The organism is Massilia sp. (assembly GCF_046293535.1).
Taxonomy (GTDB): domain Bacteria; phylum Pseudomonadota; class Gammaproteobacteria; order Burkholderiales; family Burkholderiaceae_D; genus Telluria.
The window spans coordinates 17,341-31,337 of sequence record NZ_JBKBOV010000052.1; the positions used below are offsets into that span (position 1 = coordinate 17,341).

The 13,997-nt window shown below is 66.1% G+C and carries 13 protein-coding genes; 1 reads left to right on the forward strand and 12 read right to left on the reverse strand.

What is annotated here, in order from left to right; translation table 11 throughout:
* Nucleotides 1-13 precede the first annotated feature (13 nt).
* The 9 genes from ACK4S9_RS20670 to fliB form a co-directional block, all read right to left on the reverse strand.
* The gene (locus ACK4S9_RS20670; protein ID WP_409729416.1) at nt 14-763 is read right to left on the reverse strand and encodes a flagellar brake protein; all 750 of its coding nucleotides are present in this window, start codon (nt 761-763) and stop codon (nt 14-16) included.
* Nucleotides 756-1,100, reverse strand: coding sequence for an EscU/YscU/HrcU family type III secretion system export apparatus switch protein (locus ACK4S9_RS20675; protein ID WP_409729418.1), 345 nt, complete (start codon nt 1,098-1,100; stop codon nt 756-758). Before ACK4S9_RS20675 ends, ACK4S9_RS20670 begins: the two co-directional genes overlap by 8 nt.
* Nucleotides 1,093-2,223: a flagellar hook-length control protein FliK gene (locus ACK4S9_RS20680; RefSeq protein WP_409729419.1), complete on the reverse strand. Its 1,131-nt coding sequence runs from the start codon at nt 2,221-2,223 to the stop codon at nt 1,093-1,095. Before ACK4S9_RS20680 ends, ACK4S9_RS20675 begins: the two co-directional genes overlap by 8 nt.
* Before the next feature lie 16 nt (nt 2,224-2,239).
* Nucleotides 2,240-2,569 carry a flagellar protein FliT gene (locus ACK4S9_RS20685; RefSeq protein WP_409729421.1) on the reverse strand — a complete coding sequence of 110 codons (330 nt, stop codon included), beginning with the start codon at nt 2,567-2,569 and terminating at the stop codon, nt 2,240-2,242.
* Between the two features lie 4 nt (nt 2,570-2,573).
* Nucleotides 2,574-3,035, reverse strand: a complete 462-nt coding sequence (fliS, locus tag ACK4S9_RS20690) for a flagellar export chaperone FliS (protein ID WP_409729423.1) — start codon at nt 3,033-3,035, stop codon at nt 2,574-2,576.
* 16 nt (nt 3,036-3,051) lie between these two features.
* On the reverse strand, nt 3,052-5,715 hold the full coding sequence (fliD, locus tag ACK4S9_RS20695; protein ID WP_409729425.1) for a flagellar filament capping protein FliD: 2,664 nt from the start codon (nt 5,713-5,715) through the stop codon (nt 3,052-3,054).
* Nucleotides 5,716-5,893: 178 nt separating this feature from the next.
* On the reverse strand, nt 5,894-6,247 hold the full coding sequence (locus ACK4S9_RS20700; RefSeq protein ID WP_409729427.1) for a flagellar protein FlaG: 354 nt from the start codon (nt 6,245-6,247) through the stop codon (nt 5,894-5,896).
* 89 nt (nt 6,248-6,336) lie between these two features.
* The gene (locus ACK4S9_RS20705) at nt 6,337-7,788 is read right to left on the reverse strand and encodes a flagellin (protein WP_409729429.1); all 1,452 of its coding nucleotides are present in this window, start codon (nt 7,786-7,788) and stop codon (nt 6,337-6,339) included.
* A 314-nt stretch (nt 7,789-8,102) separates the two neighbouring features.
* A complete protein-coding gene (fliB, locus tag ACK4S9_RS20710) occupies nt 8,103-9,335 on the reverse strand; it encodes a flagellin lysine-N-methylase (RefSeq protein WP_409729431.1) in 1,233 nt (410 codons plus the stop codon).
* 282 nt (nt 9,336-9,617) lie between these two features.
* Between fliB and ACK4S9_RS20715 the strand changes: the two genes are divergently transcribed.
* Complete coding sequence (locus tag ACK4S9_RS20715) at nt 9,618-9,878, forward strand: hypothetical protein (protein ID WP_409729433.1); 261 nt, start codon at nt 9,618-9,620, stop codon at nt 9,876-9,878.
* A gap of 62 nt (nt 9,879-9,940) precedes the next feature.
* On the opposite strand, the gene ACK4S9_RS20720 is transcribed toward ACK4S9_RS20715, so the two are convergent.
* The 3 genes from ACK4S9_RS20720 to ACK4S9_RS20730 all read right to left on the reverse strand — a co-directional run bounded on the left by ACK4S9_RS20720 (nt 9,941) and on the right by ACK4S9_RS20730 (nt 13,883).
* Complete coding sequence (locus ACK4S9_RS20720) at nt 9,941-11,518, reverse strand: GGDEF domain-containing protein (protein ID WP_409729435.1); 1,578 nt, start codon at nt 11,516-11,518, stop codon at nt 9,941-9,943.
* Nucleotides 11,519-11,791: 273 nt separating this feature from the next.
* Nucleotides 11,792-12,439 (reverse strand): response regulator, encoded by a 648-nt coding sequence (locus tag ACK4S9_RS20725; RefSeq protein WP_409729437.1) that lies wholly within the window; start codon nt 12,437-12,439, stop codon nt 11,792-11,794.
* A complete protein-coding gene (locus ACK4S9_RS20730) occupies nt 12,432-13,883 on the reverse strand; it encodes an ATP-binding protein (RefSeq protein ID WP_409729439.1) in 1,452 nt (483 codons plus the stop codon). The genes ACK4S9_RS20725 and ACK4S9_RS20730 overlap by 8 nt, the downstream gene beginning before the upstream one ends.
* Nucleotides 13,884-13,997: the final 114 nt, after the last annotated feature.

Genomic DNA, 13,997 nt, shown 5'->3' on the forward strand with positions numbered 1-13,997 from the left:
ATTGCCAATTTGATCAGGCGAGGCCGGCCAAGCGCGCATTGCGCTCGCGTTCGAGCTTGGTGATGTAGCGCTGCACCGCGGCCATCCCGCCACGCGACATGTCGATGAACTGCAGGCCGATGCGGCGGTTGCTCTTGTTGTTCAGCAGGGTCAGGTCGAGCGAGTTGCGCACTTCCAGCGTCACCGTCACCGGGCCGATCTCGGGCAGTTCGATGCGGCAGTTGGGAAGCTGGGCGCCGATGGTCGTGTCGAGCTGGAGCTTGTTGTCGAGGACGGCGATGCCGCCGCAGCTGATGTCGTGCAGCGGGAAGACGCCGGTGCCGGCCCCGAGCTCGAGCGGCAGCGGGAGGATCGCCCGCACCGGGTTCGACACCGGGGTCTCCATGCGGTAGTACTCGCGGCGCTGCAGACGGATCAGGCTCGGCGGGATGTCGGCGCGCAGGGCGGCCTCGCCCTCGAACAGGGTGGGACGCAGGTTCTCGGCGGTGAACAGGATGCGGATCTTGTCGAGGAAGGTTTCGCAGCGCACCTTGCCGGCTTCGACGATGCGCTCGTTCTGCATGCGCTCGATCGAGCGGTCGAGCACCATGGTGTTGGTGGCTTCGTCGACGTCGAGGACGGTGGTGACGCAGACGTCGGCCTCGCCCTTGACCAGCATGCGCACCAGCTGGTGCTTCTCGCCGATCTGGCGCAGCAGCGCGACGACTTCACGGCGCGACTCCACCTCGTAGTCGTGCCAATTATCGAGTTCCTGATCATTCATTGCTTGTACCAGCGTTTGCCGCGTCGTCCAGGTTGAGGTGGGGCGTTGGCCCTCCATGTTTCTGAGCCGACTCAATATGATATAGCCAGGCCAACAGTTCCGCAATTGCGCGATACAGCGCCGGCGGAATCTCGCGGTCCAGGTCGACCCCCATGAGCAGCTGCACCAGTTCCTTCGATTCGTGGACGAAGACGCCGGCTTCCCTGGCGCGGCGCATGATCTGCTCGGCGACCAGGCCCTGGCCCTTGGCCACCACCTTGGGCGCCGGGTCGCCGCTGCCATAGGCGAGGGCGACGGCGCTCTGGCGCCGGCCCGGGCCCTTGCTCGCGTCAGTCATCGTCAGTCATGCCAGTGTCGCCGTCCGGTGCGCGCACCTCGAAGCCCGCCAGCCGGGTGCCGGCCGCGTCGAGCGCGCCGGCCAGGCTGCCCATGTGGCGGCGCAGCAGGGCGGCCGTGTTTTCGCTGCCGGCGTCGAACTGCACCTGCACGCGCCCGTCGGCGAGCGTCACGCGGGCCTCCAGCTCGCCCAGTTCGGGAAAGCGCAGGCGCAGGCGGCTGTGCCAGTGCGCCCCCGCCTCGCCGGCTTCGTCGTGTCCTTCCCGGGTATCGCGCTGCACTTCCAGCTGCATCGGCTGGCCCGGCCACAGCTTGCCCTGCCAGGCGACCTGGGCCTGCTCCTGGGTGGCCAGCTGCAGGTTGATGAACTGGGCGGTGGCCGGGTCGGTCGGCAGCTGGCGCGCGCCTTCCTTCGCCAGTTGCTGCTGCGGTTCGGCGTTCAGTTCGGCCAGCGCGCGCGCGCCCTGCGCCCATTCGGCCACGTGCGATTCGTAGAACAGGCCGCTTTTGCCGAGGGCCTGCTGCAGGCCGGCCGCGATGCTGGCGGCATCCGCGCCGGCCGCGGCCACCACTGGCGCCCGGCCCAGGGCGGCAGTCAGCGGCGTCTCGAGCTTCTGGGCGGCCGCGAGCACGCCGCCGATGGTCTTGCCGGCCTGGCTGAGCGTCGTGTTGTTGGCTTCCGCGCCCAGGGTCTGGACGGCGCTGCCGGCCGCGGCGGCTTGCAGCAACGCGGCGGCGCGCCCGACGGCGGCCCCTTCGCGCATGGCGAGCGGCGCCTTGCCCGGGTCGGCGCCCTGGGGCAGCGGCGGGCCGGCTTCGCTGAACACCGGATTGGCCCCGAGCCCGACCTGGAAGGTGGGGCGCGGATGCACCGACACCAGCGTGAGCGGCACGTCGGCGCCCACCTGGGCACCTGGAGGAAGCTGCATGCGGGCGGGAATGTTGGCGACCTTGACGACGAAACTGCCGTCGGTCAGCTTGGCGAGGACTTCGCCGTGCAGCGCCTTGCCCAGTTGAGGGGCAAGGGACCGCTGGAAGGCTTGCTGGCGCGGGTCATTCAGGTGTTCGGCCGGCCTGACCGGGCTGACCGGCAGGACGGCGGAGACGAGCTCGCGCGGCAGCATGCTGGTGCTCTGGCCCTTACACGCCGTAGGCGCGGGCGACGCGGCGTTCGGTCGAGGTGTTGTTGATCAGGGCCGACAGGCGCGCCATCCATGGGGTGGTCAGGTCGCGGATCTGGCGGTCGGCGGCGAGCATGCGGCGGATCGCGTCGACCTTCTTGACGCGCTGCGGGCCGGCCAGCGGCTGCGGCTCGCTTTCCTTGAGCTGGCGCACGTGCAGGGCGCACTGCCGTTCGAGCTCGGCCAGCCGATCCCAGTCGCTGTCGCTGGCGGCGCGCAGCATCTGGTCGGTGATCACCGCCATGGTTTCATAGGTATCGACGATATCGTCGCTGGTCATCTGCGGCATGTTCTCAAACACTCATCAGGGTCGGGGCGCGCAGTGGCGCCGGGGCGGCGGGAGCGGTCGCGCCGCCGGCCGCGGCTTGCGGGTCGATCGCGTTCCAGGCTTCGCGCAGTTCGGACAGCAGCGCATGCGCTTCTTCCAGGATCGCCGGGTCGTTGCGGAGGTTGGCCTTGAGCAGGCGTGCGCTGATGTATTCGTACAGGGCGTCGAGGTTCTGGGCGATCTCGCCGCCGACTTTCTTGTCGAGGGCGGCGCGCAGGCCGTTGTCGATGATGTTGATGGCCTTCGAGATGGCGGCGCCCTTGGCGGGGATGTTCCCGGCCTTCATGTTGCTGATGCCGCTCAGGATCGACACCATTGCGCCGTCGTACAGCATGACGATCAGTTTGTGCGGGGAAGCGGCGGCGACGCCGGTCTCGAGACCGACTTTCGCATAGGCGCCGACGCCGCGTTGCATGGTTCCAAACATCGTGTTCTCCAGGTGTTTAAGCACGGCTTGCGTTCGCGCTGAGCGTCGCAAGCTGCTGGGTCAGGTAAGCCGAGGTCGATTGCATCGACATCAGGGCGGTATCGAGCGCGGTGAACTGCGCGCGGTAGCGTTTTTCGATGGTTTCCAGGCGCGACTCGAAACGGTCGCGCGCGCTGGTGACGGATTTCAGGGTGACGTTCAGGCCGTCGGTCTTGCTGGCAAGCAGGCTGTCCTTGCCGGTGAAGCTGGAGGCCAGGTTGGTCAGTTCGAAGGCGAAGCCCTTGGAGAAGCTGACGGTGCCGCGCTCGCCGACCTGGCCGCCGCTGACCGTGAGCTCGATGCCTGCGGCGGGCGAACCGGCAGCCGCCGTCAGGCGCTGGCCGTTGCCGGTGGCGGCGACGCCGCCGATCGTGCCTTCGACGTCCTTGCCTTTCACCGGGGTGGCGCCGCCGAACAGGTTGGCCGGGTCGTAGCCGCTGACGTGGGCGATCTCGATGTTCGACATCTCGCCGAACTTGCTCGAGAAGATCGACAGGCGGCCATCGTCCCCGAGCTTGGTCTCGACCGTGTCGCCGGCGCCGGCGAAAGTGGTGTTGCCGTTGATGGCCGCGCGCAGCATCGCGGCCAGCTGGGCATTGGTATAGGTGCCGGCGGCCAGCTTGATTTCCTGGATCTTGTTTTCGGTGACCGGGTCGGTCTGGTTCAGGGTGACGCGCCAGGTGGTGTTCGGGGCGATCGTCGTCGAACCCGACAGCGCCGCAGCGCTGGTGAGCGTGCCCTGGGTCGCCAGGCTGGTGATGTTGATGCCGTAGGTGCCCGGCTTGGTCGACGCGCCCGACTTCTCGAACTTGATCTGGCCATCGGTGGCCTTGCCCATGGCGGCGAACAGGCCGCCGATGTCGGCGAAATTCTCCGTGACTGCCTTGTTCAGCTTGGTGGAATCGACGGCCAGGCCGCCGTCCTTCTGGAAGCTGATGCCGACCTGGCTGAGGTTGGTCAACTTGCCGCCCAGGCCTTCGACCGCCGTCCCGAGCTGGCGCCGCAGTTGGCTCTGGATCGAGCGCACCGAGGCGTCGCCCTGCAGCAGGCCGGCGGTCCTGGTCTCGGCGTTGTAGCCGGTCAGGCTCGAGATCGTCTTGTTGAGATCGTTGTACGCCTTGACGAAGTTGTTGACGGCGGTCGACACCGCCGCGGTGTCGCGGGTCACGTTCAGCGTGGTGCTGCCGATGCCGGTGATGTCGAGCGACACGCCCTGCACCGCCTCGGTGACGGTGGTGCTGCTGCTGCGGATGTCGATCCCGTTCATGTTGAGCAGGGTATCCTTCGCCGCGCTGGTCTGGGTCAGGTTCTGCGCGCCGGCCGGGTCGTGGCCGAGCAGGGCCGCGATGGCCGGATCGGGCGGCTGGCCGTCGACGCCGTCGACGCCGATCTTCATCGAGGATTTTTCGCCGGTCTTGTTCGAGGTCAGCACCAGGTGGTAGGGGTTGTCGCCGCCGTCGGACACGATGGTGGCGGTGACGCCGATGTTGGCCTTGTTGATGGCGTCGCGGATGCCCTGCAGCGACTGGTCGCCGGCCTCGAGCGTCACGGTGCCGCTGGCTTGCGCGCCGTCCTGGCTGAAGGTGGCGCCGCCGAGGTAGCTGCCGGCGGGGCCGGCGCTGAAGCCGGCGGCGGCCGGGTTGCTGCCGCCGACCAGGATCTGGCTGCCGTCGGTGGAGCTCAGGGTCACGCCGGCGGTGGTGGTGGCGCTGGTGCCGGTATTGGCCACGCCGGTTCCCTTCAGGCCGCCGGTGGCGCCGCCGCTGCCGCCGATGATTTCGGCGACGGTCAGGTTGGAGCCGTCCGCCGCGGTGAACTGCAGGGTGCCGGCGGCGGCCGTGCCGGTGAAGCTGATATTGGCGGCGGCCAACGCGGCGCTGACGGTGCCGTCGGTCAGGGCGGCATCGATCTGGGCCTTGCCAAGCGAGGAGCCGGTGCCGGCCTGCGACACGATCTGCACGCCGCCGACCGTCAAGGCATAGCTGGAGGTGGCGGTGGTCGTGACGGTGCCGAAGCCGGCGAACAGGTTGGCCGCGCTGCTTGCGGTGCCGGCCTTGGCGGTCACGCCGGTGGTGTCGCTTTTCGCATTGATCGCTTCCGCCAGTTGCGCTGCGCTGCGGGTCGCGCCGCTGGTGGTGATGGCGGTGCCGTTGAGCGTCAGGGAGCCGTTGCTGATGCCGGTGCCGGCGGTCGAGGCGCTCAGCTGGCCGCCGGCCACGCCGAAGGTGCCGCCGCCGATGCTGCCGAACTGGAAGGTCAGGGTGGTTTTGGCGCCGGCGCCGATGGTCGCGCTCATGCTGGCGCGGCCGGCCGTGCTCAGGCTCTGGGCCGAGGCCATCTGGGTCACGTTGATCTTGTATTTGCCGGCAACCGCGCCGGCGCCGGCGGTGCCGCCCAGGATGTCCTTGTTGCCGCTGCTGGTGTTCAGCGCGCTGAAGGTCGAGGGAGAGTTCAGCGAAGTCAGTGCGCCCTGGAAGGCGCCCACCGCCGCGCTGACTTTGCTCAGCGCGTTCATGCGCGCCTGCAGTGCGGCGGACTTCTTGTCGAAGTTGGCCAGCGGCGCCGCTTCGGCCTGCATCAGCTTGCTGATGATGCCGTCGACGTCGAGCCCGGAACCGATGCCGCTTGAACTGATGCCCACTTTGTTTCTCCCGTGAAAGCGATAATGTAAGTCATTATCGACAGAAGCAAACCGGACTTAAGAGTGGGAAATGTGTCCTAATTCAATTAGTAGGACATGGAGAAGAGGACGTTGACAGGCATGCAAGCCGGTGCCTCCCTGGTGGAGGGCGGGCACCGGGCTGCAAGCCGGACCGTCTTCAGGCGGTCTGGCTGATCAGGAGACCGCGCATCTTGTCGATGGATTTGGCGATCTCGAGCGCTTCGACCGAAGGAATCTGGCGCACCACTTCGCGGGTACCTTCGTCGATGATCTTGACCACGATTTCCTTGCTGTCTTCGTCGATCGCGAATTCCAGGCTCTGCGACGAGGCGCGCATGCTTTCATTGATCTTCCCGACGGCATCGACGACCTGTTCGCGCGAAGGCGGGGGCGCCTCCTGCGCTTGCGCCGGCCGGGCCTTGGCGGGCTGGACGTTCTGCTGCTCGAGTGCTGGAAGCGTGCGCTCTTCCAGGCGCTGCGCCACGGATGAGCCAAGAGATTGGATGTTCATGGGACTTCCCTAAGCAAAAATCCCCGGCTGAATTTCTTCAGCCGAGGAGCCGTTTGACTACACGGATGGACTGGTTAGTCCGTCAACCATTAGCCACGCAGGAGCGACAGGACACCGTTCGGCAGCGAGTTCGCCTGGGCCAGCATCGAGGTGCCGGCCTGCTGCAGAATCTGGCCGCGGGTCATTTTCGCGGTTTCAGCAGCGAAGTCGGTGTCGACGATGCGGCTGCGCGATGCCGACAGGTTCTCGGTCGACGACGACAGGTTCGAGATCGCCGATTCGAAGCGCGACTGCAGTGCACCGTACTCGGCGCGCTGGCTGTTGACTGCCGACAGTGCCGCATCGGCGGTCTTGATGGCGGCCTGGGCGCCATCGAAGGTGCTGATGTCGAGGTTGGCCACCGACTTCAGGGCCGAGGCGCCGCCAAGGTTCATGGTGGTGGTTGCATCGGCCACCGAGAAGCTCTTGTCGGAGTTCAGGGTGATCTTGCCCATCGCGGTGGCGCCGGTTGCGCCGTTGGTGGCCACTGCGGTGCCGACGCTACCATCGGTGTCGTAGGTCGCGATCTCGGCATCGGTTGCAGCGTTGCCGGTGGTGGCATCCCTCAGCTTGATGTCGTTGCCGTCGGCGTGGCTCAGCTTGATGCCGCCGTTGGTGGCATCGTAGGACGCGGTGACGCCGGTCTTGGCCGATTGCGCGTTGAAGGCGCTGATGGCGCCGGCATGGCCGTTGGCGTCGTCGGTGCTGACCGAGAACGAGATCGTCACGGCACTGGCGTTGTCCGATGCCAGTTCCAGCGTGTACGATTTGCCGGCGACCAGCGCCAGGTTGGCGTCGGTCTTGGCGGTGGCGGTCACGCCGGTATCGCCGCTGACGTTGTTGATCTTGGCGACGGTGGCCTTGGCGGTGGCGTTGGCGTCGACGTCGACGCCTTTCGAGCCTTGCGAACCATTGATGGTCACGGTGCCGGCAACCACGCCGTTGGACGCGCCGGTGACAGCACCCTTGGCGGCGACGTCGGTGGTGTTGTTGCCGTAGGTCGAGGTGTTGAAGTTGGCGCCGCCCATCGAGATCAGTTGGCCTGCATTGGCGCCGACCTGGAAGTTGGCGGTGCCCATCGAACCGTCCAGCAGCTTCTGGCCGTTGAATTCGGTGGTGTTGGCGATACGGTTCAGTTCCGAGGTCAGCTGGGTGACTTCGGTCTGCAGGGCCTTGCGGTCGTTGGCCGAGTTCGACGAGTTCGACGACTGCACTGCCAGTTCACGGATACGCTGCAGGATGTCGCCCGAGCTCGACAGGGCGCCTTCCGCGGTCTGGGCCATCGACACGCCGTCGTTCGCGTTGCGGGTGGCCTGGGTCATGCCCTTGATCTGCGAATTCATGCGGTCCGAGATGGCCAGACCGGCAGCGTCGTCCTTGGCGCTGTTGATGCGCAGGCCCGACGACAGGCGCTGGATCGAGGTGTTCAGGGAAGCTTGCGAGGTCGACAGGTTACGCTGCGAGTTCAGGGATGCAACGTTGGTATTGATTACGGATGCCATGGTATTTCTCCAGACTGTATTTCGGGGTGGGCCACCTTGCCCTGTTCACTTTGGTGCGCCACGCTGTTCCGTGACGATCACACCGCTGTTGATGCAGGTAACGGAGCACCCCGTGTAATCTTTATGGTGGGAAACGAAAATATTTGGCCAAAAAAATCCTCAAGTTTTATGGCTGGCCGCGTCTAGACGACGCAGCGGGAGAAAACTTTAGGGCGAAAAAAATTAAATTTTTTAAAGATCAGTCCCTCAAGCCATCGCCTCCGGCCAAAAAAAACGCGGCCTGAGCCGCGTTTCGATGTCATTTGAACACCAGATTAATGGCGTAGGAAGCCATAGAGCTTGTCCAGGCTGTTCCAGCCGCTATTCTTGAGCGCATCGTTGACGCGCCGCGCAAAACCGGTGTTGTGGCGGAAGCGGCGATAGAAGACCTGTACCGTCTCGACCAGCGCATCGGCGTCCGGCAAGGGGCCTTCGCTCGCGCAACGGGCCGCCAGCATCATGCGCAGCAGGCCAAAGCGCGACACCAGTTCCAGGTAGCTGTCATAGGCACTGCCTCGGCCGAACGGGAACAGATGCGTGAACATTTCATTCAAGATGTAATGATCGAGCAGATGCGGAGCCGCCTCGAGCGCCAGCGGGAGGCGCCGCACGCCGGTGGCGTAGGCGGCAAGCACGTCTGCGACAGGCGCATTGCCGGTGTGCGGGTCCGCGCCCAGGTTGGCGGCGACACTTGCCAGCACGGCGCGCTCGTGTGCGGTGCCTGCCGGACCGGCCAGCCCGCCCCAGATGGTCGCAAATACCAGTGCCTGGGCTTCATGATCCGGCTGCAAGCCCTGCAGCGCGTCGAGCGCCGAGCCGCTTTCCAGCAGGGAGGTGAAGCTGTCGATGAGCCTTGCCGCCGCGGCGCTGTCGCGTTCAAGCGCCGTCAACCGCTCGCAGAACACCCCCAGCATGGCCAGGCGCTGCCACAGTTCCAGGCCCTGGGAACGCATGAGTTGCAGGCAGAAGATCCGCACGTCATGCATGAGCTGTTCGGGAAATCCCTCCCTGGGGCGCGCCACCACGAGGTCATCCGGGCGGACGGCTACCGTCGTTTCGGTAAATTCGAAGGCGTCCGGCGCGAGCAGGGCCAGGCGCGCTGCCTCGGGACAGGATAATTGCAGGGCCTGCTGCATCTGTCCGCCAAAGTCCGCGGAGACACGGGGATAGGTGAAGCAGGTGTTCGACAAGTGGCTTTCGTCCATGTGTTTTTGCACGCCACACAGGCCGCCTTGCATCAATGGGCAGGTGCCGTCCTTGTCGCTCAGCGCAATCCGACCATACAGCCGGTCGCCGTTCTCGCTTGGTTCGCGCTGTAGCCCCTTGTCGAAGGCCGCCCGTAGTTCCGGATGCTTGCTCTGGCGGTAGCTGTTGAAGGTTTTCTTGTCCAGGCTGATATGCCAGCCGGTGCAACAGTTGTCTTTACACTCGGCGCCGATGCAGCGGAAGCGGCTGACATAGTTGGGCGTCAAGGCATGGATGGTGCGGGTCAGGTGGAGAGTCGCCATGGTCGAGGCAAAAATAGGGTGGTGGCTGCGCTGTTCCAGACGAACAGCCGCAATATGGACAAGGTGAGTCTACCTTGGAGCCGTTCGGTTTCAATCCTTGATTACCGCACGATTTCTGCCGCTGTTCTCGCCTCGCTGAAGCAAGGCTGCAGGATGGCGAGGCATCATCCACGCAGGATAATCTTGCCGATTCCACCTGCCGGGCCCGGCAAGATGCTAGCATTCCGACAAGCCCGGCTGTATTGACGGGTGCATCCACCCCTGATTCTTATGGAGACCGAGATGAAGCTGATCGCTGCAGGAGTCGTCGCACTCGCACTCGCACTGGCAGGCTGCGCCACGCAAGAGTTACCGGATAATCCGACCGAGGCCGAGTTGATCGCCAACGCCGGCAATACCGCGGGACAGGACGGGCACCAGATGACCGGCAGCCGCCTGAAAGGCCGCACCTCGACCGACCGCATGCTCAAAGCGGTGGGCGCCCAGGGCGCGCGCGACGAGATGCGCAATGCCGCCCGGCCGCTGAATGCCCCGGGCGAATGAGCTGTTTTCAGATGAAGCTGCGCTTAAGGAAACCGGAAATCGATAAGCGCAGCTGATCTTTCCTAGTCCGCCACCACGACCCGGTTCTTGCCGCTCTGCTTGGCCTGGTACATGGCGCGGTCGGCGCGCGCCACCAGGCTGGCCTGGTCCTCGTTCGGATGGCGCAGGGCCACGCCGCACGAGAACGTGATCAGCATCTTCTCGTTGTCGTGCAAGAAGAAGTGGCGGGTGAGCTCGCGCTGCACGCGCACCATCGCCGCCGCCGCGGCCTCCACCGGCGTTTCCGGCATCAGGATCACGAATTCCTCGCCGCCGAAGCGCGCGATCACGTCCATCGAGCGCAGGGTGTCGCGCACCACCTTCACCAGGTGCTTCAGCGCCCCGTCGCCGGCCAGGTGGCCGTAGGTATCGTTGAGCTTCTTGAAATTGTCGAGGTCGAGGATGGCCACGCACAGCGGCGTGTCGCGGCGGTCGGCGCGCGCGCTTTCGCGCTCGAACACGTCGTCCAGGCCGCGACGATTGAGGCTGCCGGTCAGCTGGTCTTCGCGCACCAGTTCGCTCATGTGCTGCAGCTGCGCTTCCAGCGTGCGGATGCGTTCCTCGGCTTCCTGCACCTCGCGGTGCACCGCCACCATGCGGTCGCGCGAGGCCAGCGCCTCGTCCTGGGCGGCGCGCATCTCGCGCAGCACTTCTTCCATCACCTCGTTCAGCTCGTCGATGTTGGCGGCGCGCCCGATCCGGTCGGAATAGCCGGCCAGTTTGGCGTGGTGGTTGCCGGTCGAGGCCGCCACTGAGCCGAGGCGGTCGATGAAGGTCATCATCATGTTCTTCATCGTCGCGCGCACGTCCGAGATGCTGTGGCGCAGCTGGCCCTGCTTGAGGATGACGTCCTTCAGGCTGCGGGTCGCGTCTTCCAGCGAGCGCACGTCGAGCGGGCCGGCGATCAGGTCCTGCACGGCGGCGATCTGGCCGCGCATCCAGCTGTCGTCGTCGAGCAGTTCGTTGACGTTGTCCAGCAGCAGGCGGAACAGGCGCAGCAGCAGTTCCTGCTGCTCGGCGCTGTCGCCGCTGCGCAGTTCGATCTGGTAGCACAATTGCTTGAGGCGGCCGGCCAGATCGCCCAGTTCCTCGCCGCGCGCATGCCGGACGGCGACACCGAGGGCTTCGGCCTCCTGCACCAGCGGCGCACTGCCGGCCAGCAGGGTAGCCAGCGCATAGGCCAGCGAGCGGCCCAGCATCTCGCGCAGCTGGCGCGCGTCGGGGTCCTCGTCGCCCAGGGCCATCAGCGGCGTGTTGCGGCGCAGGTGGCGGTCGGCCACCTGGCCCAGGGCCTGGGCGTAGCCGCTCCAGTCGGCGGTGCGGGCGGCGCGCAGCATGCGGCGGCCGGGTTCCGAGACTTCGCCCGGCGTCTCGCTCAGTCGGCGCGCGAAGCTTTCCAGCACCTCGGCGGCGGGATTCGCCACAGGCGCAGGCGGAGCGGGCGGGACGCCGGCGATCTCGTCGTAGATGGCCTGATAGGCGTCCGGCGTCGGCGCGATGCGGCGCGTCGCTAGGCGCCGGAAGGCTTCGCGGGCAATGTCGGCAGGGTTCTGCGCGGCGGGATGTTGGCCGCTACCGGCCGGCGGGGACGAGATGGACATGGCTGTCATGACACGGATTGCAGTTGAGCGACATGATAAGCAGCTTCTTTGCCAACCATCAATTAAAAAACAGCAACAAACTGTGTTATTTCTGTACTTCTACAACACTTACTAAGAATGCAATATCTTCGAATCATGCTTTCGTAGGGGGGACGGCTTCGCCGTCCGCGCGTTCAGCTACCGGTCGCGCAGTAGGAACGCATGCCATCGTCGAACGCGCGGTCGGCAGAGCGTGGTCCAGTCCACTGGACTGGACCACCCCTACGACATCAGTCACCCCACCAACTGGTTGCGAATCGCGTAATGGGTCAGTTCCGCGCTGTTCTTGAGCTTCATCTTCGCCAGCAGCCGGGCCCGGTACTCGCTCACCGTCTTCACCGACAGCGACAGCTCGCGCGCGATGTCGCTGACCGTCATCCCGGAGGCGATCATGGTCAGGGTCTGGTATTCGCGGTCCGAGAGGCTGTCGTGCAGCGGCGCCTCGTGGTCTTCGCCGACCTGGGCCGCCAGGGTCTGGGCCAGCGCGGCGCTCACGTATTTCTGGCCGTCGGCCACCTGGCGGATCGCCGTCACCAGCTCGCGCGGCGCGCTCTGCTTGGTCATGTAGCCGGCCGCGCCCGCCTTCAGCGAACGGATCGCGTACTGGTCTTCGCGGTGCATCGAGAGCATCAGCACCGCCAGCTCGGGCCGCTCCTTCTTGATCTGCTTGAGCACCTCGATGCCGTTGCGGTCGGGCAGGGAGATATCGAGCAGCATCACGTGCGGCCGCGCCTTGCCGACCAGCTTGACGGCATCGAGCCCGGTTTCGGCCTCGCCCGCGACGATGATGTCGCGCTGTTCGGCCAGGATCTGTTTCAGTCCCTCGCGGACGATCGCATGGTCGTCGGCGATGAATACCCGGATTGTTGCCTTGTCACTCATTCTTGTCTGTGGATGTCACCAGCCTGGTCTTGATGGTTAGCATCGTGCCACCTCCAGGCGCGGACGACAAGGCCAGCGTTCCCCCGAAAGCCTTGGCGCGCTCGCTCATGCTGTGCAGGCCGAAGGAATGCGGCTTGAGCCGGTCGCTGGGCTTGATGCCGCGTCCGTTGTCGCAGATCGTCAGGGTCAGGTGGGCGCGCTGGGGGCGCAGCGTCACCGTGACCCGGGTCGCGTGGGCATGCTTGGCGATGTTGGTCAGCGCTTCCTGGAAGATGCGGAACAGGGCGGTGGCGTGGTCGTCGTCGAGCAGGATTTCCTTCTCGGGGCAGCGGAAGATGCAGGCGATGCCCATCTGCTTCTCGAACTCGCGCGCCTGCCACTCCAGCGCGGCCACGATGCCGAGGTCGAGCGTGGTGGGACGCAGGTCGAGCGAGATGCGGTGCACCGCATCGATCGTGCGGTCGACCAGGTCGTCGAGGTAGTTGGCTTTTTCCAGCAGGGCCGGCTGGTTGTCGGGCAGGCGCGCGGCCAGCATCGCCAGCGCCATCTTGATGGCTGTCAGGTTGCCGCCGAGGTCGTCGTGGATCTCGCGCGCGATGCGCGCCCGTTCCTGTTCCTTGACCTGCTCGATGTGCTCGGTGAGTTCGGCCAGCCGGGCGCGCGAGCGCATGCTTGCTTCCTGTTCCTCCTTGCTGGCGCTGATGTTGGTCATGATGCCGTCCCACTGCACCGCGCCGCCCTCGACGGGATGCGGGGTGGCGCGCAGGTTGATCCACTTGACGTCCTTCCAGGCGTCGATCCAGATCCGGCCTTCCCAGTTCCAGGCGCTCATGGCGGCGCTGGAAGCGGCCATCGATTCCTGCCAGCCCTTGCGGTCCTCCGGCAGGATCAGGCGCTCGAACAGGCTGGCGTCGCGCTGCAGTTCCAACACGGACAGGCCGAGCAGGGCGGCGCAGCCCTCGCTGAGCCAGGGGAAGTCGTGGCGCCCGCCCGGGTGCAGCACGAACTGGAACACCAGGCCCGGGGTATTGCGCACGATGGCGTCGAAGCGCGCCTGCGACTGGGCCAGCGCCTGTGCCGACGCCTGCTCGAGGCTGAGGTCGTCGGCGATCGCCAGCAGCAGCGAGTGGCCGTCGCGCACGATGCGCAGGAAACACAGCCGCACCGGATAGCTGCTGCCGTCGAGGCGGAGCAGGCGGGTGCGCAGGCTGACCTGGGCGCCGACTTCCTCGCCCAGTCCGGCCAGCAGCTCGCCGAGTGCGGCGCGGTCGAGGCCGGGCGCCAGGGCGTAGGCATCGAGCGCCTGCAGCGTGCCGGCATCCATGCCGAGGTTCAGGCGCGCGGCCTGGTTGGCGTCGATCACCTGCAGGGTGGCGGCGTCGAGCAGATAGATTTCAGAGGCGGCCGCCTGCATCTCGGCGGCCAGGGTGGGGTTGGGACTCATGGAAGCTCGGTCTCTGTCTTGTCCTGGTGGCGCGCCTGCGTGCGCGCGTCGAATCGTGACCTGGCGCGGGTCTTGAGGCGGCGCAGCACGCGCGCCAGGTGGCTGGGCTGGCGC